The organism is Caulobacter sp. AP07, from assembly GCF_000281955.1.
Taxonomy (GTDB): Bacteria; Pseudomonadota; Alphaproteobacteria; order Caulobacterales; family Caulobacteraceae; genus Caulobacter.
Window position 1 is genome coordinate 1 of the sequence record NZ_AKKF01000184.1, and the last position, 19199, is coordinate 19199.

The 19199-nt window shown below is 67.7% G+C and carries 17 protein-coding genes and 2 tRNA genes; 11 read left to right on the top strand and 8 right to left on the bottom strand.

Annotated features, from left to right (window positions below):
• Nucleotides 1–51 precede the first annotated feature (51 nt).
• Nucleotides 52–351, bottom strand: coding sequence for a type II toxin-antitoxin system VapB family antitoxin (locus PMI01_RS16220; protein ID WP_007671158.1), 300 nt, complete (start codon nt 349–351; stop codon nt 52–54).
• Between the two features lie 66 nt (nt 352–417).
• Here PMI01_RS16220 and PMI01_RS16225 point away from each other — a divergent pair, with 66 nt between their 5' ends.
• Both PMI01_RS16225 and PMI01_RS16230 read left to right on the top strand, forming a co-directional pair.
• Nucleotides 418–1956 carry an acyl-CoA synthetase gene (locus tag PMI01_RS16225; protein ID WP_007671161.1) on the top strand — a complete coding sequence of 513 codons (1539 nt, stop codon included), beginning with the start codon at nt 418–420 and terminating at the stop codon, nt 1954–1956.
• Between the two features lie 59 nt (nt 1957–2015).
• Complete coding sequence (locus PMI01_RS16230) at nt 2016–2396, top strand: DUF4180 domain-containing protein (RefSeq protein ID WP_007671164.1); 381 nt, start codon at nt 2016–2018, stop codon at nt 2394–2396.
• Between the two features lie 35 nt (nt 2397–2431).
• Here the strand turns inward: PMI01_RS16230 and PMI01_RS16235 are convergent, their stop codons facing one another.
• A complete protein-coding gene (locus PMI01_RS16235; protein WP_007671167.1) occupies nt 2432–3418 on the bottom strand; it encodes an MBL fold metallo-hydrolase in 987 nt (328 codons plus the stop codon).
• 124 nt (nt 3419–3542) lie between these two features.
• Between PMI01_RS16235 and PMI01_RS16240 the strand changes: the two genes are divergently transcribed.
• Both PMI01_RS16240 and PMI01_RS16245 read left to right on the top strand, forming a co-directional pair.
• The gene (locus PMI01_RS16240) at nt 3543–3989 is read left to right on the top strand and encodes a MaoC family dehydratase (protein WP_007671170.1); all 447 of its coding nucleotides are present in this window, start codon (nt 3543–3545) and stop codon (nt 3987–3989) included.
• A 106-nt stretch (nt 3990–4095) separates the two neighbouring features.
• Nucleotides 4096–4467, top strand: coding sequence for a nuclear transport factor 2 family protein (locus PMI01_RS16245; protein ID WP_007671173.1), 372 nt, complete (start codon nt 4096–4098; stop codon nt 4465–4467).
• Nucleotides 4468–4531: 64 nt separating this feature from the next.
• Here PMI01_RS16245 and PMI01_RS16250 read toward each other — a convergent pair whose 3' ends face one another.
• Entirely contained in the window at nt 4532–5386 is an 855-nt protein-coding gene (locus PMI01_RS16250) for a trypsin-like serine peptidase (protein WP_007671176.1), read from the bottom strand.
• 105 nt (nt 5387–5491) lie between these two features.
• On the opposite strand from PMI01_RS16250, the gene PMI01_RS16255 reads away from it, so the two are divergent.
• The 3 genes from PMI01_RS16255 to PMI01_RS16265 all read left to right on the top strand — a co-directional run bounded on the left by PMI01_RS16255 (nt 5492) and on the right by PMI01_RS16265 (nt 9166).
• Nucleotides 5492–7705 carry a S9 family peptidase gene (locus PMI01_RS16255; RefSeq protein WP_007671178.1) on the top strand — a complete coding sequence of 738 codons (2214 nt, stop codon included), beginning with the start codon at nt 5492–5494 and terminating at the stop codon, nt 7703–7705.
• Nucleotides 7706–7721: 16 nt separating this feature from the next.
• Nucleotides 7722–8273 (top strand): GNAT family N-acetyltransferase, encoded by a 552-nt coding sequence (locus PMI01_RS16260; RefSeq protein WP_007671181.1) that lies wholly within the window; start codon nt 7722–7724, stop codon nt 8271–8273.
• Between the two features lie 128 nt (nt 8274–8401).
• Nucleotides 8402–9166 (top strand): hypothetical protein, encoded by a 765-nt coding sequence (locus PMI01_RS16265; protein ID WP_007671184.1) that lies wholly within the window; start codon nt 8402–8404, stop codon nt 9164–9166.
• A gap of 77 nt (nt 9167–9243) precedes the next feature.
• Here the strand turns inward: PMI01_RS16265 and PMI01_RS16270 are convergent, their stop codons facing one another.
• Both PMI01_RS16270 and PMI01_RS16275 read right to left on the bottom strand, forming a co-directional pair.
• Nucleotides 9244–9672: a MucR family transcriptional regulator gene (locus tag PMI01_RS16270; protein ID WP_007671186.1), complete on the bottom strand. Its 429-nt coding sequence runs from the start codon at nt 9670–9672 to the stop codon at nt 9244–9246.
• Between the two features lie 452 nt (nt 9673–10124).
• Nucleotides 10125–10198 (bottom strand) — tRNA-Gln (locus PMI01_RS16275).
• Nucleotides 10199–10349: 151 nt separating this feature from the next.
• On the opposite strand from PMI01_RS16275, the gene PMI01_RS16280 reads away from it, so the two are divergent.
• Nucleotides 10350–10426 (top strand) — tRNA-Pro (locus PMI01_RS16280).
• Between the two features lie 148 nt (nt 10427–10574).
• Nucleotides 10575–12362, top strand: coding sequence for a signal peptide peptidase SppA (gene sppA, locus PMI01_RS16285; protein ID WP_007671190.1), 1788 nt, complete (start codon nt 10575–10577; stop codon nt 12360–12362).
• Between the two features lie 812 nt (nt 12363–13174).
• Here the strand turns inward: sppA and PMI01_RS16290 are convergent.
• Complete coding sequence (locus tag PMI01_RS16290; RefSeq protein WP_035036665.1) at nt 13175–16432, bottom strand: TonB-dependent receptor; 3258 nt, start codon at nt 16430–16432, stop codon at nt 13175–13177.
• A 604-nt stretch (nt 16433–17036) separates the two neighbouring features.
• On the opposite strand from PMI01_RS16290, the gene PMI01_RS16295 reads away from it, so the two are divergent.
• Nucleotides 17037–17447: a TIGR01244 family sulfur transferase gene (locus PMI01_RS16295; protein ID WP_007671194.1), complete on the top strand. Its 411-nt coding sequence runs from the start codon at nt 17037–17039 to the stop codon at nt 17445–17447.
• Between the two features lie 12 nt (nt 17448–17459).
• On the opposite strand, the gene PMI01_RS27190 is transcribed toward PMI01_RS16295, so the two are convergent.
• Nucleotides 17460–17612 (bottom strand): hypothetical protein, encoded by a 153-nt coding sequence (locus PMI01_RS27190; RefSeq protein ID WP_007671199.1) that lies wholly within the window; start codon nt 17610–17612, stop codon nt 17460–17462.
• A 76-nt stretch (nt 17613–17688) separates the two neighbouring features.
• Between PMI01_RS27190 and PMI01_RS16300 the strand changes: the two genes are divergently transcribed.
• Nucleotides 17689–18582: an MBL fold metallo-hydrolase gene (locus PMI01_RS16300; RefSeq protein WP_007671200.1), complete on the top strand. Its 894-nt coding sequence runs from the start codon at nt 17689–17691 to the stop codon at nt 18580–18582.
• Between the two features lie 138 nt (nt 18583–18720).
• On the opposite strand, the gene PMI01_RS16305 is transcribed toward PMI01_RS16300, so the two are convergent.
• The coding region (locus PMI01_RS16305) for a DUF1499 domain-containing protein (RefSeq protein ID WP_007671201.1) at nt 18721–19199 on the bottom strand (479 nt) is incomplete at its 5' end.

Consider the following 19199-nt stretch of genomic DNA (forward strand, 5'->3'; position numbering starts at 1 on the left):
CGGCGGCCTCCCCAGCCATGATGGCGATGATCGCCGACGTGTCGATCACCATCAGCGCTCGGCCTTCGCCAATTTTTCCTTCGCCGCCAATTCGAAATCCAGATCATCGCCGCCGGCGTCCAGCCACTCCTCGGGCGTAACCGGACGGAAGTCGACACCGTCGCGCAGCTTGGCCGTCAGCGCCATGATGCGCGCGACAAAGGCTTCGGGCGTCTCGGCCCGTGCCGACGTCTCACGCTCCAGCCGCTCCTTCAACGCGACCGTCACGGCCTGCGTCATGGTCTCGCCGGTCAGCTTGGCGAGGTCCCGCGCCAGTTGGTCGGCCTCGCGCGTTTTGATGCTGAGCGCCATGGCTCGCTCCATTTCTAGACAGCCAGTCTAGACGCTTTTCCCACCCAAGTCACCGAGGCGCCCCGAATGCACCCTTCGATCCACGCCCAAACCCAGCCCGACAAGCCCGCCTACCTGATGGCCGGCTCCGGCGAGACGGTGACCTACGGCCAGCTCGACGCCCGCTCCAACCAGGGGGCGCAGCTGTTCCGGTCGCTGGGCCTCCAGCCCGGCGACGTCGTCGCCCTGCTGATGGACAACACCTCGCGGTTCTTCGAGATCACCTGGGCGGCGCAGCGCAGCGGGCTCTACTACACCTGCGTCTCGACCAAGCTGACGCCGGGCGAGGTCGAGTACATCGTCAAGGACTGCGGGGCCAAGGCCTTCATCACCAGTCCGGGCCTCGACGCGGTCGCCGAGGCCGTGGCGCCGCTGATCCCCGGCGTGCGGCTGTTCCGGACCGGCGGCGGACGCGGCGAGTTCGAGGATTTCGAGGCGGCGCGCGACGCCCTGCCCGCGACGCCGATCGCCGACCAGACGGCCGGCAGCGACATGCTCTATTCGTCGGGCACCACCGGCCGGCCCAAGGGGGTCAAGCCGGCGCTGAGCGGCGGGCCGATCGACGCGCCCAACGCCTTGCAGGCGATGGCCCAAGGGCTGTTCGGCTTCAGCGGCGACAGCGTCTACCTGTCGCCCGCCCCGCTCTACCACGCCGCCCCGTTGCGCTGGTGCATGACCGTGCACAAGCTGGGCGGCACGGTGGTGGTGATGGAGAAGTTCGACCCGGAGGTGGCGCTGGGCCTGATCCAGAAGCACCAGATCACCTGCGGCCAGTTCGTGCCGACCCACTTCGTGCGGATGCTGAAACTGCCGCAAGCCGTGCGCGACAAGTACGACGTCTCGTCGATCCGCTCGGCGGTCCATGCCGCCGCCCCCTGCCCGGTCCCGGTCAAGGAGCAGATGATCGCCTGGTGGGGGCCGGTGATCTTCGAATATTACGCCGGCACCGAGGGCAACGGCTTCTGCTGGATCAACTCGGAGAACTGGCTCGCCCACAAGGGCTCGGTCGGCCAGGCCGTGCTGGGCGAGTTGCGCATCTGCGACGAGGACGGCGAACAGGTCCCGCCGCGCACCGAGGGCGCGGTCTATTTCGAGGGCGGCCCGGCCGTGAACTACCACAACGCCCCGGAAAAGACCGCCGAGAGCTACAACCAGCACGGCTGGACCACCCTGGGCGACGTGGGCTGGGTCGACGAGGAGGGCTACCTCTACCTGACCGACCGCAAGAGCTTCATGATCATCTCCGGCGGGGTGAACATCTATCCGCAGGAGATCGAGAACCTGCTGATCACCCATCCCAAGGTCGCCGACGCCGCCGTGGTCGGCGCGCCGCACGAAGAGATGGGCGAACAGGTTGTGGCGGTGATCCAGCCGATGGACTGGGCCGGCGACCAGGCGGCCTTGGCCGAGGAGCTGATGGCCTTCGCCCGCGCCCATCTCAGCCATGTGAAGTCGCCCAGGCGGATCGACTTCATGGCCGAACTGCCCCGGCACGCGACGGGGAAGCTCTACAAGCGGTTGATCCGCGACGCCTACTGGAGCAAGGGCGACAGCCGGATCGTCTAGGACGCCCTTGCGATCCGGGGGCGCAGGCCCGACATCCCGCTCTTTGGCGGAGGCGGACCATGGACCAGCTCGAGATCCTTCAAGGCGCGCCGGTCCTGGTCTGCGACGCCCAGGGCCCGCCGCTCGACAGCGACCGCGCCGCGAGCGACTTCCTTAGCGCGGCCTGGTCCGACGACGCTCACTGGCTGGCCATTCCCCTGGAGCGCCTGGGCCCCGGCTTCCTCGACCTCAGCACCCGCCTGGCCGGCGAGGTGATCCAGAAGTTCACCAACTACCGGATGGCCGTCGCCTTCATCGGCGACATCACGCCCTGGACGGAGGCCAGCCAGAGCCTGGCGGCCTTCGTCGCCGAGTCGAACCGCGGAGCGACCGTCTGGTTCGTGCCCGACCTGTCCGCGTTCGAGGCGCGGCTGGCCAAGGTCGCCCTGCCGGCCGCCTAGCGGGGGGCGCAGGCGACGGCGGGATCGTCCGCGCCTCAGGCGGCGATGGCGCCCGGCCGCAGTCCCTCGTCGAGGCTGTAGCCCGAGCCGACCGCGCTGACCACGGCGGTGGCGCGGGTCAGGCCCAGGCCGGCGCGCAGCCTGTAGGTCGCCTCGATCCCGGTGCAGTGCCCGGCCAGCAGATGGCGCACGCCCATGGCCTTCAGCTTGGCGGCGGTCCAGTCGATCTTGGCGTCCGAGGCGGCGAACAGGTGCAGGCCGCCGATCAGGCATTCGATGGGCGCGGGCCGGACGAGGTCGCGGGCGTACTGGCAGATATTGACCGCCCCGGCATGGCCGCAGCCGGTCAGCACCACCAGGCCCTTGGTGGTGTCGAAGACCAGCGAGCTGTCCTCGGGCACGTTGTCCTCGGGGCCCGGGCCCCCGTCAGGGCCCTGCAGCCGCAGGCCGGGTTGCCAGTTGCGCTCGTCGTTGGGGCGCGGCACGGGCCCGGTCAGCCAGGCGCCGGGCGCCAGCTGCGTCGGGCCGGCGTGCTCGACGAAGCGTCCGCCCAGCTGTTCGTAGGCCGCGCGGATCGGGCTCAGGCCGTTATGGTCCCGCCCGTCGCCGCCCAGCCGGGGCGAGAAGACCCCGGCCCCGACATGGGCCACGCCCATGGCGCGCGGATTGGCGGCCATCAGCGCCTTGCGCAGCGCCAGCAGGCCGCCGGTATGGTCGCCGTGGTTGTGCGACAGGACCACCGTCTCGACGCCCGACAGGTCGATCTTCATCTCGCGCGCATTGGCCAGCACCACCTCGGGATGGGCGCCGGTGTCGAACAGCAAGGTCGTGTCGCCGACCTCGACCAGGGCGGCGTAGCCCCACTCGCCCAGGCCGGCGTCGGCCAGCATGGTCGAGAGCACCGTGACCCTCAGCTTGGAGACCGGCGGCGCGCCCTCGACCGCCGCCATGGCGCCGCCGGCCGTCGCCGCAAGGCCCAGCCCGATGGCGCCCAGGGCGCCGCGTCGTGTGATGAGTTGCATCGTTCCCGCCCCGCTTGTGGTTGCGCAAACCTCGCGCGTGCTCCGCCGCTGTCAAGCGCGCTTGCCTGCGGCGGCGACCCATGCGAGCAATCAAACAAACGTTTAGAGCTTGGGAGAAAGCACCATGAAGGAAGTCGCCTACGCCGACATCGCCAGCCTGGTCGGGCAGGAGATCGGGGTTTCGGACTGGGTCGAGATCACCCAGGAGCGGGTCAACCTGTTCGCCGAAGCCACCGGCGACCACCAGTGGATCCACATCGATGTCGAGCGCGCCACCCGCGAAATCGGCGGCCCGATCGCCCACGGCTACCTGACCCTGTCGCTGATCCCGATGCTGGGCGCCGGCATCCTGCGGGTCACCGGCGTGACGCGCGGCATCAACTACGGCTGCGACAAGGTGCGATTCACCGGCATGGTCCGGGTCGGCAAGAAGGTGCGCATGCGCCAGAAGCTGCTCGGCGTCGAGCCCAAGGCCGGCGGCCTGCAGATGAAGAACGAGTGCACCATCGAGATCGAGGGCGAGGAGCGCCCCGCCTGCGTGGCCGAGACCATCTCGATCATCTACGGCTGAGCCCGAAACGCGCCGGCCTTACCTGGCGCGTAATCGACCGGGAGCCGGTCAGGGGGAATGTTCGGGGCGCTCGAGCACATCGGGCGTCACCGAAAGGACCCCAGCCATGACCGCCCCCGCCACCGTCGCCGACCGCTACATCGCCCTCTGGAACGAAACCGACGCCGACCGGCGGCGCGGCCTGCTGGCCCGCGACTGGTCGGCGGACGCGACCTATGTCGACCCGCTGATGCAGGCCCAAGGCCACGACGGCGTCGACGGCCTGGTGGCCGGCGCCCAGTCGCGGTTCCCCGGCTTCCGCTTCGCGCTGGACGGCCCCGCCGACGGCCATGGCCCGCACATCCGCTTCTCGTGGACCCTGGGCCCGGCCGGCGTCGAGGGCGACGCGGCCTCGGTGCGCGGCACCGACTTCGTCGAGATCGACCCCGAGGGCCGCCTGAGCCGGGTCACCGGCTTCCTCGACCGCGTGCCGGCCTAGGGACGAGCAGACAGCCGAACGGCCGCGGATCGCTCCGCGGCCGTTCGAGCGTCCTCGACGGTTGCTAGCGGGCGACCGCCACGGCGGTGGCCGACACCGCCACGGCGGCCTGGGTCGCCGCCTGGGTCGAGGGCTCGACCGGCTTGGCGGGCTTGGCCTGAACGACCGGCGGGCCGGCCAGCTTGTCGATCAGCGCCACCGCCTCGCGGATGTACTTGGCGTGGGTGACGATGCCGATCTCCAGACGCTCGCCCGACAGTTCGACCTGCTGGGTCAGCATGCCGGCCACGAACTGCACCTCCTGGCTCTCGGTCGAGCCGGGCCGGCGGCGGGCCCCCTGGGCCATGAACACCGGCCCGCCCGAATTGCCGGGGAACACCGAGAAGTCCATCAGGAAGGTCGGGAACACGCTGGCCGGGGCCAGTGGATACGACGCCACCCGCCCTGAGCGCAGGATAGGGAAGCCGGCCGGATTGGCCGACAGCCCGCGCGGGAAGCCCAGGGCCATCATCTCATCGCCGGGACCCAGGCCGTACTTGTTGAAGGTGTCGTCCTGGGCCAGCCAGGCCAGGGGGATCGCCGCCTTGGCGAACTCCGGCGGGGCTTCGACCACGATGGCGGCGACGTCACGGGTGGGGTGCTTGACCCACAGCGGATGGTCGCCGTCGCGGATCTTCAGCGAGAGGGGGTCATAGCGCCAGACGCCGTCGGCGCTCTGGATGCGATAGCCGATCTTGGCCGAGGCCGAGGGCATCTTGTCGAAGACATGGGCGGCGGTGACCAGGATGGTGCGCGGACGGCCGTCGGGGGTGGGGTCCTCGATCAGGAACCCCGTGCCGACCGTGCGCGACCCGTCGCCGAGCGATTGCTCAAGCTGCACGGTCGCCTGGATCAGATCGACCGACAGGTCCCAAGCCATCTACGCCCTCACGCCCCCGGATCACCTTACGCCCAGGGTCAGTTTGACCAGCGTCGCCAACCCGCACAAGTTGGCGTTCTGACGCATCGCGGGGGGAATCTGACCATGAACCGGCGCAAAATGATGACGAGCGTGGCAGCGGTGCTTACGTCAGCCTCGGCGATCCATCCCGGGACCGCCCAATCCGAGAGTCGCATGCCAAAGTCCACCTCGCCCAAGCCCGTACCGCCCGTCGCCCGCAAGGTTCCCAAGCGCACCGAGCAGTTGGGCCGGGTCCGCGTCGACGACTACGCCTGGATGAAGGACGACAACTGGCAGAAGGTCCTGCGCGACCCGACCCTGATCAAGGCCGAGGTCAAGGAGCACCTCACCGCCGAGAACGCCTATCAGAAGGCCATGCTGGCCCCGACCGAACCGCTGCAGAAGGCGATGTTCGAGGAGATGAAGGGCCGCATCAAGGAGGACGACTCCTCGGTGCCGGCCCCGGACGGGCCGTTCGAATACTATTCGCGCTTCAACATCGGCGGCCAGCACCCGATCTTCTGCCGCCGGCCCAAGGGCGCCTTGGGCGGGAAGACGGACGGCGAGGAGGTCCTGCTCGACGCCGACGCCCTGGCCAAGGGCAAGGCCTACAGCCAGGTCAGCGCCGCCGACCACAGCCCTGACCATACGCTGTTCGCCTATGCCGAGGACGCCCAAGGCTCCGAGGTCCACCACATCTATGTGAAGGACCTGGCCACGGGCGAGATCCTCAAGGAGCCCGTCGAGAGCAGCACCGGCGACTTCGCCTGGTCGCCCGATTCGCGATGGCTGTTCTGGACCCACCGCGACGACAACGGCCGGTCCGACAAGATCTACCGCCGCCCTGCCCGTGGCGGCCTGAAAGACGACGTGCTGGTCTATGAAGAGCCCGACGACGGCTTCTTCGTCAGCGTCGGCGTGACCGGCTCGGACGCCTTCATCATCATCAGCGCCGGCGACCACGAGACGTCCGAAACCCTGCTGATCCCGGCCTCCGACCCGACCGCCGCCCCCAAGGTGGTCGAGCCGCGCACGGTCGGCCTGCGCTATTCGCTGGAGCACTGGGACGGCCGCTTCGTCATCCTCACCAACGCCGACCAGGCCATCGACTTCAAGCTGGTCGAGGCCCCGGTCGAGACGCCGGGCCGCGCGCACTGGAAGGACTTCGTGGCCCACAAGCCAGGAACCTTCATCACCGGCCTGAGCGCCTACAAGAACCACCTGGTGCGCCTGGAGCGGGTCAACGCCAACACCCGCATCGTCATCACCGAACGGGCGAGCAAGACCGAAAAGCCGATCGTCATCGACGAGGAGGCCTATGTCCTCAGCGTCGAGGGCGGCTACGAGTTCGACACGCCGGTGATGCGCTATGTCTACCAGTCGCCGACCACGCCCCGGCAGTGGTTCGACTACGACATGGTCACGGGCGAGAAGACCCTGCGCAAGACCCAGGAAATCCCCTCCGGCCACGATCCGGCGGCCTATGTCACCCGGCGGCTCTACGCCAAGGCCCCGGACGGCGCCGACGTGCCGATCACCGTGCTGATGAAGAAGGGCGTGGCGCTGGACGGCGCGGCGCCGCTGCTGCTGTACGGCTATGGCAGCTACGGCATGTCGATGGACCCGTCGTTCTCGATCCGCAACCTCAGCCTGGTCGACCGCGGCTGGATATGGGCCACGGCCCACGTCCGCGGCGGGTCGGAGAAGGGCTATGGCTGGTTCCTGGACGGCCGCAAGTTCACCAAGAAGAATACCTTCACCGACTTCATCGCCTGCGCCGAGCACCTGCACGCGGCCGGCTACGGGGCCAAGGGTCGCACCGTGGCCTATGGCGGCTCGGCCGGCGGCATGCTGATGGGGGCGATCACCAACCTGCGTCCCGACCTGTGGTCCGGGATCATCGGGGCGGTGCCGTTCGTCGACGTGCTCAACACCATGAGCGACACCTCCCTGCCCCTGACCCCGCCGGAATGGCCCGAATGGGGCAATCCGCTGGAGGACAAGGAGGCGTACGACTACATCGCCAGCTATTCGCCCTATGACAACGTCGCCGCCAAGCCCTACCCGGCCGTGCTGGCCACCGGCGGTCTCTCGGACCCGCGCGTCACCTACTGGGAGCCCGAGAAGTGGACTGCGAAACTGCGCGAACATACGACCAGCGGTGATCCGATTTTGCTCAAGATCAACATGGAGGCCGGTCACGGCGGCGCCTCGGGTCGTTTCGACTTCCTCAAGGAGATCGCCCTGGACTACGCCTTCGCCGTCTGGGCGGTGGACAAGGGTTGGACCAAGGCGTGATGTTCGAGAGCTTTCGATGACCGTGACCGTCCGCCCCTCCACCGACGCCGACCTGCCGGCCATCACCGCGATCTACGGCTGGAACGTCCTCAACGGCCTGGGCACCTTCGAGGAGGTCCCGCCGGACCTCGCCGAGATGACCCGCCGGCGCGCGGGCTTCCTCGACAAGGGCATGCCCTATCTGGTCGCCGAACAGGACGGCGTCGTCCTCGGCTATGCCTATGCCGGTCCGTTCCGCCTGCGCGCCGCCTATCGCTACACCGTCGAGGACAGCGTCTATGTCGGCCCGGACGCCGTCGGCAAGGGCGTCGGCAAGGCCCTGCTCTCGGCGCTGATCGCCGCCTGCGAGGCCCTGGGCCTGCGCCAGATGTGCGCGGTGATCGGCGACAGCGGCAACGCCGCCTCGATCGGCCTGCACGCGGCGCTGGGCTTCGAGCAGCGCGGCCTGTTCCCGGCCATGGGCTACAAGTTCGACCGCTGGGTCGACCTGGTCTGGATGCAGCGCCCGCTGAACGGCGGCGGGACGCGGGAACCGGACTCGCCCGGTATGGTCCTGAGCGGCGTCTGAACTCGCTGACGCGGCGACGGGCGATCCGGCGCGCGGCGAGGCCTTCATCCGCCTCGGGACCGGCCAAGCCCATTGACCTCCGCTCAACGCAGGGTGTTCCTGGTCGCGAGCAACAGGAGAACTAGGCGATGATCGGCGGTCTCTTGGCGGCGGCGCTCCTGGTTTCCGGCCAGGGCGACGCCATGGACGCCATCGCCTTGCGCGAGGCGATGGACAGCGCCCGGCGGGCGCCGGCCACGGAAACCCTGGCCGGCCGGTCCTTCCGAATCGCCATTCCGTTCGTCGACGAGCAAAAGCGCACGATGAAGGCGCTCCAGAGTCCCGCCCGCTGGCGCTACGACTTTTCCCGGGGAGAGCTCACCCTGATGATCGGCCTGGGGCAGATCAGCGCCGCCAACTACGACCGCTTCGCCGATCAGGGCCTCGCGGATCTGCCGACGCTGCAGACCGCGTTCTTCGATGGCAGCGAAATCAAGAATCCGGTGGCGGTGGAGGTCCTCGACGGGCGCACGAAACGCCAGGACGTCGGCGTCCAGAGCATCATCACCAACTACGGCCTGGCCATTCCCTATGCCGAAGGCGCCTCCGCCCTGCCGCCACGCTTCCAGCCGTTCATGGTCTACAAGCTGCGGATGAACCAGGAGACCTATCATCGCCTGACACGCGGCATGACCCTGGTGCTGGAAGGCCGCATCACCTCGCTGGGCCAACGGCCCGAGGTGTTCTGCGGCGACTATGCCGGCCGGCTGGCCGCGCCGGAACTCCATATCGACGACACCACGCACATCCTGGTCACGGCCCACCAGTGCTTCGCGACGGCCAGGGTCGACGCGGTCTCGGTGATGGGAAGCGGCAAGGTCCTGCTGGCGGCCTGGGGCGCGGCCGGTCGCTGACCGGCGCCTGAAATCCAAGAAAAACCCCCGCCGTCGCCGGCGGGGGTTTTGCGTTTCTCGACCGTGAAGGGGTCGGATCAGCCCTTGCGGCCGCGCGGGGCCTTGGCCTTGCGGCCGCCCTGGCCCAGGCCCAGGGCCTTGGCCATGGCCGAGCGCGCTTCGCTGTAGGCCGGCGCGGTGGTCGGGTAGTCGTTGGGCAGGCCCCACTTGGCCTTGTACTCGGCGACGGTCATGCCGTGCGTGGTCAGGTGACGCTTCAGGGTCTTGTACGGCTTGCCGTCCTCGAAGCTGATCAGCGCGTCCGGCGTAATGCTGCGACGGATTTGGGCCGGGGTAGCCTTCGTAACAGTCTCGACCGGAACGGCTTCCGGGGAACCAATACCGGCCAAGGCATCGTGCGTCGCCCGAATCAGCGCCGGCAGATCGGAGACCGACGTGCTGTTATTGGCCACGTAGTTGGCGACGATCTCGGCGGTGAGCTCGATCAGGGTAGCCTTGTCTTCCACGAGTGTCTCTCCGATGTGTCTTTGACTTGGAAATACACCCGCCTCGCCGAAATACAAGTACTCAATCGTGGTAATCGCGCTGGTAAGGCTCACAATCCAAACGAATCTTGAGAACAGCAACCAGAAAATCGACTCCGATTTAAACCAGGGAAAACCCTCGAAGCGCGGTTTCCCCCTGCGTAGCCGCCAGTTCGAGACCGATGTTGTTCGATCAAAGGTTTCATCGCCGCAACGATTCGACCCCGCGGCAGATGAGGCAAGATCAGCGCCGCCGATCGCAAAGCCACAGGGCCCGCGACGCGGCCTGTTGATTCAACAGGACTTGCGATGCATGGCGATTTTGTGGAGGCGCGCCCTGGACGCCGGCCCCTGTCGCGGAAGGCGCGAGGCGGCGACGCCTGAGGGAGGCGCGGGGCCGCCGGAGGCGGCGACTTTTGCAGGAGAGAGAGAAGTGGCTGGGGAACTAGGACTCGAACCTAGAACGACGGTACCAAAAACCGCTGTGTTACCATTACACCATTCCCCAGCAGGAACGGCGAAACCCCGTGGGGCCCGGCGAGGCGGTGGAGATAGCCCAGGAGTCGGACGGATGCAACGCTGCTTTGAACTTCTTTTTCGAGGGCGTTTTTTGTCGCTTGCGAGACCGCCGGGCCGCATCTATAAGCCGCCCTCCAAGTCGGAGTGTGGCTCAGTCTGGTAGAGCACTGCGTTCGGGACGCAGGGGTCGCAGGTTCAAATCCTGCCACTCCGACCATTATTTTCCCGAGAATTCCCAAAAAACAGCTTCCCGCCCCCTCGGGGCGAACCACCTAGGCGCCCAAACGCCGGGTTGCGCGCTGTTCATTTGACCGCAACGCCAGTGTCGCTACTAGCTTGCTTGGCAATTGGCAGCAGGACGTCCGATGAAGCAGTTTCTCATGACCGTGGCCGGCGTCTTCGTCGGCTTGGTGTTGTTCCTTGTCGGTGTCCCCTTCCTGCTGATCGTCATGGCGGCCAGCGCCACGCGCCCCGCCCCGGTTCCCGCCCACACCGTGCTGCAGCTCGACCTGCGTGGCGGCCTGTCCGACCAGGAGTCCCAGAGCCCGTTCGCGGCGTTCGGCGGCGGCGGCGGCCAGTCGGTGATGTCGATCATCCAGACGCTGCGCCGGGCCGAGACCGACGACAAGGTCCAGGCGGTGCTGGTGCGCCTGCCGGAGGGCGGCATGGCCCCGGCCTCGGCCGACGAACTGCGCCTGGCCTTCAAGCACTTCCGCGCGGTCGGCAAGAAGCCGATCATCGCCCACAGCCAGGGCCTGTATCCCTCGGGGCTGGTCACCTCGACCTACATGCTCGGCGCGGCCGCCAGCGAGTTCTGGATGCAGCCCGACAGCGCCCTGCAGGCGGTCGGCGCGGCCAGCGAGGAGATGTTCTTCAAGCGCTTCTTCGACAAGTACGGCGTCAAGGCCGAGTACGAGCAGCGCTATGAGTACAAGAACGCGGTCAATCCCTACCTCTATAGCGACTACACCCCGGCCCACCGCGAATCGACGCTGTCGTGGATGGGGTCGGTCTATAATTCGGCCCTGACGACGGCCGCCCAGGACCGCAAGGTCGATCCGGCGGCGCTGATCAAGACCATCGAGGCGGGCCCCTACAGCGCCGAGGAAGCCCAGGCCAAGGGGCTGATCGACAAGGTCGGCCAGGTGAAGGACGTCCAGGACGCCATGCTCGGCCGGGCCGGCAAGGGCGCCAAGCTGCTGGACTTCGACGACTACGCCTCCCGCGCCAAGCGCACGCCGCCCAAGACCGGACCGACCATCGCCGTGGTCAGCGCCGAGGGCGCGATCATGACCGGCAGCGGCGAGGGCGGCTCGCCGTTCGGCGGCGACAGCACGATCTATTCCGACCAGGTGGCCAAGGCGCTGTACGACGCGATCGACGACAAGGACGTCAAGGCGATCGTGTTCCGCGTCTCCTCCCCCGGCGGCTCCGACACCGCCTCCGAGCAGATCCTGGCCGCCGTGAAGGCCGCCAGGAAGGCCGGCAAGCCCATCGTCGTCAGCATGGGCACCTATGCGGCGTCCGGCGGCTACTGGATCTCGTCCGGCGCTTCGGCGATCGTCGCCGAGCCCACCACTCTGACCGGCTCGATCGGCGTGTTCGGCGGCAAGTTCGCCCTGGGCGACGCCCTGGCGCGGTTCGGCGTCGACACCCGCCAGGTGCATGTGGGCAGCGACTATGCCGGCGCGTTCGGCACGGGCGAAGGCTTCACGCCCGACCAGCGCGCCAAGTTCTCGGCCTGGATGGACCGCATCTATGGCGGCTTCGTCAACCGCGTCGCCGAGGGCCGCAAGCTGCCGCCCGAACGGGTGCGCGAGATCGCCAAGGGCCGGGTCTGGACCGGCGTCCAGGCCAAGCAGCTGGGCCTGGTCGACGAACTGGGCGGCTTCTACGAGGCCGTCGACAAGGCCAAGAGCCTGGCCGGGATCAAGGGCGAGGTGAAGTTCAAGAAGTTCGGCGGCTCCAGCTCGCCGTTCGAGGCCCTGGAGAAGGCGCTGGGGGTCAGCTCGGCCTCGCTGCGCACCATGGCCGCCTCGGCCTGGCTGCTGGGCGACCCGCGCTCGCAGTCGATCATGGACGAGATGGCCAAGGCCCGGCTGCGCGCCACGCCCGGCGGGGCGTCGGTGATGGCGGATACGCCGATCCACTAGGCGACCCGCCTCCTCGCTACCAGAAGGGCCGTCCGGGCGACCGGGCGGCCCTTTCTTCTGGGGCTGGACGGCCTCGTGGCTCACGCCCTTGCCCCCTACGGATCGCTTCGCGATCGTCTTCCCCCATAGGGGGAAGAGCCTCGCCGTTGGCGCCGCGCGAACTCCGCCCCCTATGGGGGCGGACAGACCGCGAAGCGGTCAGGTGGGGGCAAGTGGGTGTGATCTCACGCGGAAGTCCGCTGAGCTGGTGGAGAGGGTGCGAAGCGCCCGGGCCTCGCCCGGATGATTGGCAGTTTTGAGTACCGTTTCGACGAAGACGAGCGCTTCGCGTGGCCTCCGGACGAGAGCCTTCGGATCGCGGTTTCTTAACCCGCTCCGATGGAGGCCCCCGGCGGGCAGGGAGTTGGCGCTCCCTGGACCGTGCGGGCGATTTCAGCCCCCACCTGCCGCGTCCGCCGATCCTCCGCCGCCAGGCTTTCGTCCCATGTTGCAGGGAACCCGACCTGACCGCCGCGAAGGCTGTCCCTTAAAGACCTCGGCGAGCGCTTCCCGCTCGACCACCCCCGAAGGCCGCATCGGTCGCCGTACGTGCGCCCTCCCCTGCCTTCAGGTGAGAAGCAGTATGCCTGCGGCTTGGAGCTCAAGGACAGGAAACGCGCGTTTTCCTGTAAGACCCCGCTTTTATTGACGTTTGTTTCCACGGCGGCGGGGATAGACGCCAGAAACGCTCTCCCGGCGGGGCCGCGCCCAAAGAAAAACGGCGGGCTCCGAAGAGCCCGCCGCCATTCCTAGTTCTAACGGAGTGCTTGACCTTAGAAGTCCAGGTCGAAGCCGAACCGCACGTAGCGCGGCTCTTGGTAGGCGATCGGCTTGGCGTAGTTGGCCGAATAACCGCCACCGCTGGTTTCGCCGCGCTCTTCGTACGACGTGATGCCGTCCGAGTTGAGCACGTTGAAGATGTCGGCGCGCAGAACCAGATTGCCGCCCAGCGGCATGATGGTGTCCGGAACCGTGTAGCGGACCGACAGGTCAAGCGAGGTGGTCCAGTCGGTTTCCCGAACCGAACCGCGCGGGGTGGGGACGTTCGGGGTGATGACCGGGTGGGTGACCACGCCCGTCACCGGGTTCACGACCGTACCGAAGGTGTCGCAAATCCGCGAAGCCGCGCCGTAGCCGGCCGAGTTGCCGTCGGTCGGGTGACGACCCAGGCAGCCCTGATGCTTCGGCGAGATGACCCGCGCGTTGGCGCCGAACATCAGGTTGTCGGTCACGGCGTAGTTGCCGAACACCTTGAACTGATGCGCGTGGTGGTTCGGCAACAGGCCGTACTGATTGTCGGTCAGACCGATGAAGTCGTACAGCACGGTGGAACCGGCGTCGGCTTGGTTGTTGTCCGACAGAACGGTGCCTTCGTAGTTACCCTTGCTTTCCGACAGGGTGTACGAGCCTTGCAGACCCCACTTGCCGTCGAAGGCGCGCTGGAAGGTGAATTCCAGGGCGATGTATTCGCGCTTGGGCTTCGGGAAGCCCAGTTCGGTCTTGGAGAAGGTCAGGGTCTTCGGCAGGGCCGCGGCGGCCGCGATCGTGGCCGCGTCGTGGACGCGGGCGTCGGGCTGACGGAGCTTGATCGTCAGATCTTCACCCGGGTTGAAGACGATGTACTGCCACGAGTTGTTGAAGATGGTTTCGCAGGCAGTCAGCGTCGCGCCCGTGACGTGGGCGTTACACCACTTCACGACGAACGGGTCGAGGGTGGTGTCTTCCGAGATGCGGTTCAGCTTGCGGTAGGTCAGGTTGACGCCACCCTTCCACAGCGGGGAGAACTGACGCTCGTAACCCACGGTGTATTCGTCTTCTTGCGAAGCCTTGATACCCACGGCGGCCTTGGAATAGGCCGGCTCGGCGATGCCGAGACCGAACGAAACCGTACAGCCCTCGACGTTCGGCGAACCGGCGACGACGACTTGCGGGCAGCCCGTGAACGTACCAGCCGGCAGGCCGGGGTTCGTGGTCGTGGTGATCTGCGTGCCGAGCGCCGTCGGAACGTTGTTGGCGGTCTGAGTGAAGTTCGGACCGTTCGTGGTGCCAAGGACGTAGCCCGGCGCGTAGAAGAACGCGCTGTAGCCCAGGTCGGCGCCGCGATAGCTCAGGTTGGACGCGGGCGGGATGTAGTAGCGGCCGAACGAGGCCGAGATCTTGTCCTTGCCTTCGCCGACCGGATCCCAGGTCACGCCAAAGCGCGGGCCCCAGTTGTCCTTCAGGTTCAGGACTTGCTCACCCAACAGGTTGTCCAGGGTGAAGTTGTCGTGACGGATGCCCAGTTGCAGGCTCAGCTGGGGCGTGACGTCCCAGGCGTCCTGAATGTACCAGGCTTCGTTGACGCCGTGGACCGGCGCGCCGCCGAAGCGGTTCGTCGACACTTCGACGTAGTTCACCCCGCCCAGCACGCCGTTGGCGTCCTTGGCGGTCGGGTTGGCCGGGTCGAACAGCGGACGGTGGTAGAAGTAGGCGATGCCGCTGGCGGTCGGACCGGTGTCGATCGACGCGTGGTTCAGCGTCGTCTTTTCGTGGTCGTAGCCACCGCGGACGTGGTGGTCGCCCAGCAGTTTGAAGTACAGGTCGCCGTCCAGACGATAGAACTCGCGCAGAGTCTTGCGGGTTTCGATCGTGCCTTGCTTCTGGGCGCTGATGGTGGTCGTGGCCTGACCGTCGACGTCGCTGGTCACCAGCGGGTCAACGACGTTGCCCGGCAGGACGCTGTTGGAGTCGCGGTTCTTGCCGTAGGCGGCCGACACGGTGAACCAGTCGGTGAACGTGCCGGTGTAGCGCGCCACATAGTTCACGCCGCCTTGACGATAGACCGTCGAAGGCAGTTGAGCGCCGATGGTGTCGGCGGTGGCGTTGTAGGCGTAGGCCGAACGGTTGATGGTCTTCTGGGTGTCGAAATAGGTCAGTTCGACGCGCTGGCGGTCGGTGATGTAGCCGTCCAGCTTGGCGCCCCAGAACGGGTCGTTGCTCTTGTCGACGGTGTACTGGCCGAGGGTCTTGAAGGCCGTCTGCTGCTGTTGGTCGCGCTGCTGGTTCAGCACGTAGAAGAACAGGTGGTCCTTGATCACCGGACCGCTGACTTCGAACGTGCCGCTCTTGTCCGAACGACCACCGCGATGGTTGGCGACGATGTAGGTGTCCGGCGAATCTTCGCGCAGGCTGTCCAGTTCGAAGTTGCCGTGCACGGCGAACTTGAACTCATTCGAGCCCGACTTGGTGACGGCGTTGATGACGCCGCCCGTGGCCCGGCCGAACTCGGCGGGATAACCGCCGGTCTTCACTTCGATCGACTTGTAGAAGTCGAACGGCACTTCAGCCGCGCCGATGTAGGTGTCGAAGTTGGTGATGTTCAGGCCGTTCACGTAGAACGCGTTTTCGGCGACCGAACCACCGCCGACCGACGGCTGAGCGCCAAAGTTGGCGGCGCTTGGCGCCGTGGTGACGCGCGACGAGCTGCCGACGACGACGCCGGGAGCCAGTTGGACGACCGCGGTCAGCGAGCGGCCGATCGGCGCTTGCTTGGTCAGGGTCTCCAGGTCGACGGTCAGACCCTTGGTCGTCGCGGCGAAGTCCAGCTGCGGGTTGGCGGTGGCGGTGACGACCACTTCGCTGACCGAAGCGCCAACTTCCGTCAGCGTGAACTGGTAGGCGGTCGAACCACCCAGGGCGACCTGGACGTTGCCGTCGCTGGTCGGCTGGTAGCCTTCCTTGGCGATCGCGACCGAGTAGCCGCCGATCGGGATCAGGGGAACGCGGAACTGACCGGAGCCGTCGGTGGTGACGGTGCGGGTGAAGCCTTGAGCCAGCGACTTAACCGTGACGGTCGCGTCCGGAACGGTGACGCCGGCCGAGTCCTTGACGGTGCCGATCAGCGAGCCCGAGCTGTAGTCCTGGGCCGAAGCCAGGGTCGGGACGGCCGTGACGATCGCCGTCACGGCGAGCGGCGCGGCGACGGTGGCCAGTCCGGCCAGCAGCGTCGACGCAAAAAGGCGCGCGCGAACGCCGCCCTTGGTGGAATTCATCTTCATAATATCCCCTCTAGCATGGCGGAGCATCCAACCGACCGCGCGCCCCACAAGGGAACGTTGCGCTCGATGTGGCTGGATTTTCGCCCCAACTCCACCACGAGAACTTAGGTGTCCCGGAAAACATTTCCCCGGTTGCGGCGACGTTAGGAGCCGCGCTGCTCACCGGTCAATTGCCATTACCGATCCGTAATCACATCGCTACGCCCTGTCGCATTATCGCAACACGATCGCCGCATTTTTGACGAACGCCGCTCAGATTCTCCACAAATAGGCTGGCAAACCGGGTCCGGCGCCCCGTAGTCCCTTGGTAAGCAAGGCAAATTCGACCCCAGCGTCGCGTTGCGAACACATTTCGGGACGCCCACGCCAGAGACGGCAAAAATACCTCCTAGTACGTTGACATTAACAAAATACGCCCATCAAAAACCGATGTTCTCGGGTCATATATGCGTCATATGACCAATGCTAAAAAGTTTTGTCCGCGAGATGCCCAATTTCGCGACAGATCAAAAACCACGCCGACCGTTGCGGAGGCGCCCCCGAGCCGGGATGATGCGGTCTGGGCGGCCTTTGCCCGTGAACTTGTGAGCGACTTGCCATGACCGGCTTCCGACACGTGACCGACTCGCTTTCGGTCAGCCCCCAGATCGCCGTGGAGGACCTGGGCCGCGCCGCCGCCGAGGGGTTCGTCCTGGTGATCAACAACCGCCCCGACGACGAGGAGCCGGGCCAGCCTTCCAGCGCCCAGATGGAGGCCGCCGCCCGAGCCGCCGGCCTGGCCTATGCGCATATTCCGGTGCGGGGCGGCCCGACGCCCGACCAGGTCGAGGCGGTGCGACGAGCGGTGGAAGCCGCCGAGGGGCCGGTGCTGGCCTTCTGCCGGTCGGGCACGCGCTCGATCGTCACCTGGTCGCTGGGCCAGGCGATTTCGGGCGCCAGCGATCGCGACACCCTGGTGCGCCAGGGCGCGGCGGCGGGCTACGACCTGTCGGGCGTGTTGGGCGGCTAGGGTTCAGCGGCCCTAGTAGCGGTGTGTCAGGGCGACCCGAGCGGCCATCGCCGAGGGCTCGGGCTCGCAACTGGCCAGCACGAACTGCGCCACGATGAGACACAGGATGGCGAACGCCGCCCGTTGGAGCCGTTTTGAGACAAAAATCGCTGCGTCGGCGGCCATGATCCGTACTCCGGGTGGTTTACGGGTCGTTAATCGCAAGACCGGCGCCGGAGCCCCCTCTCCTGAAGAGACCGTGATGATCCCCTATGTCCGCGAGATCGAGTTCGAATACGGCCGCTGCGACCAGGTCTCGCCGCTGATCCGCCGGGTGATCGCCGACAATCCCGGGCCGTTCACCTACACCGGCACCGGCACCTACATCGTCGGGCGCGGGACCGTGGCGGTGATCGACCCCGGCCCCGACCTGGACGGCCATCTGCAGGCGCTGCTGGCCGCCCTGGACGGCGAGACGGTCAGCCACATCCTGGTCACCCACCACCACAGCGACCACTCTCCCCTCGCCCGCCCGCTGGCCCGGGCGACCGGCGCGACCATCTACGGCCGCCGCGCGCCGCACCTGGCCGAGGCGGCGTCGGACCTGACCCTGGAAGCCGGCGACGACGACGGCTTCCGCCCCGATGTCGAGATCGCCGACGGCGCGGTGTTCGAAGGTCCCGGCTGGACGCTGCGGGCGGTGACCACCCCCGGCCACACCTCCAACCACGTCTGCTTCGCCCTGGCGGAAGAGAACGCCCTGTTCAGCGGCGACCACATCATGGGCTGGTCGACGACGGTGATCACCCCGCCGGACGGCGACATGGGCGCCTACTTCGCCAGCCTGGACAAGGTGAAGGCGCTGGACTTCGACACCCTGTGGCCGACCCACGGCTCGCCGGTCCGCGAGGTGGCGCCGTTCATCCAGGCCTATGCCGACCATCGCCGCGCGCGCGAGGCGCAGATCCTGGCGGCCCTGGCCGCCGGCCCGACCACGATCAAGGCCATGGTCCCGACGCTCTACGCCGCCGTCGACCCGCGCCTGCACCCGGCGGCGGCGATGTCGGTGCTGGCCCACGTGCTGCTGCTGGTGAAGGAAGGGCGGGTGACGTGCGAGGGGGTGGCGGGGTTGGATTCGGAATATCGGCTGGCCTGAACGACTTGCCCCCACCTGACCGCTCCGCGGTCTGTCCGCCCCCATAGGGGGCGGAGTTCGCGCGGCGCCAACGGCGAGGCTCTTCCCCCTATGGGGGAAGACGGCCGAAGGCCCGTAGGGGGCAAGTGCGCCGAACGACTACCCCCTCACCACCGCCAGCAACCCGCTCACCCGGCGGCAGTTGCGGCCCATGTCGGGGCCGGGCGCGCGGCCGACGGACCGCATGTCGACCCGCGACCCGGCGGCGTCGGGACGCACCCGCACCACCAGGTCGTCCTTCAGGCCGTACCAGAAGCTCTGGCCCGTGGCCTCCAGCCGGCCGTCGATCGGGTCGTCGGTGACCAGGGTCAGGCCGGCGGCCTGCACGGCGGCCTTGGCCGACTCGTAGGCGTCGGCCGGCGCGCGCGCCAGCACCAGCGGCCGGGCGGCCGGGCAGGTCTCGGCGTTGACGTCGGCGACGCGGCGGCCGGCGAAGTCGGCCGAGCCGACCGGCAGGCTGGGGTCCGGCTCGACGGTCTGGGCCTCGCCGCCCCGCGCCGCCAGGGCGGCGTCGGACAGCATCAGCGGCGTCTTCCAGTCGGTGGAGACGTCGTGGATCGGCGGCGCGCGGCCGCCGA

What these genes read in the sequence shown, in the direction of transcription:
- PMI01_RS16220 (WP_007671158.1), bottom strand. Translation starts at nt 351, where the DNA reads ATGGCGCTCAGCATCAAAACGCGCGAGGCCGACCAACTGGCGCGGGAC.
- PMI01_RS16225 (WP_007671161.1), top strand. Translation starts at nt 418, where the DNA reads ATGCACCCTTCGATCCACGCCCAAACCCAGCCCGACAAGCCCGCCTAC.
- PMI01_RS16230 (WP_007671164.1), top strand. Translation starts at nt 2,016, where the DNA reads ATGGACCAGCTCGAGATCCTTCAAGGCGCGCCGGTCCTGGTCTGCGAC.
- PMI01_RS16235 (WP_007671167.1), bottom strand. Translation starts at nt 3,418, where the DNA reads ATGCAACTCATCACACGACGCGGCGCCCTGGGCGCCATCGGGCTGGGC.
- PMI01_RS16240 (WP_007671170.1), top strand. Translation starts at nt 3,543, where the DNA reads ATGAAGGAAGTCGCCTACGCCGACATCGCCAGCCTGGTCGGGCAGGAG.
- PMI01_RS16245 (WP_007671173.1), top strand. Translation starts at nt 4,096, where the DNA reads ATGACCGCCCCCGCCACCGTCGCCGACCGCTACATCGCCCTCTGGAAC.
- PMI01_RS16250 (WP_007671176.1), bottom strand. Translation starts at nt 5,386, where the DNA reads ATGGCTTGGGACCTGTCGGTCGATCTGATCCAGGCGACCGTGCAGCTT.
- PMI01_RS16255 (WP_007671178.1), top strand. Translation starts at nt 5,492, where the DNA reads ATGAACCGGCGCAAAATGATGACGAGCGTGGCAGCGGTGCTTACGTCA.
- PMI01_RS16260 (WP_007671181.1), top strand. Translation starts at nt 7,722, where the DNA reads ATGACCGTGACCGTCCGCCCCTCCACCGACGCCGACCTGCCGGCCATC.
- PMI01_RS16265 (WP_007671184.1), top strand. Translation starts at nt 8,402, where the DNA reads ATGATCGGCGGTCTCTTGGCGGCGGCGCTCCTGGTTTCCGGCCAGGGC.
- sppA (WP_007671190.1), top strand. Translation starts at nt 10,575, where the DNA reads ATGAAGCAGTTTCTCATGACCGTGGCCGGCGTCTTCGTCGGCTTGGTG.
- PMI01_RS16290 (WP_035036665.1), bottom strand. Translation starts at nt 16,432, where the DNA reads ATGAATTCCACCAAGGGCGGCGTTCGCGCGCGCCTTTTTGCGTCGACG.
- PMI01_RS16295 (WP_007671194.1), top strand. Translation starts at nt 17,037, where the DNA reads ATGACCGGCTTCCGACACGTGACCGACTCGCTTTCGGTCAGCCCCCAG.
- PMI01_RS27190 (WP_007671199.1), bottom strand. Translation starts at nt 17,612, where the DNA reads ATGGCCGCCGACGCAGCGATTTTTGTCTCAAAACGGCTCCAACGGGCG.
- PMI01_RS16300 (WP_007671200.1), top strand. Translation starts at nt 17,689, where the DNA reads ATGATCCCCTATGTCCGCGAGATCGAGTTCGAATACGGCCGCTGCGAC.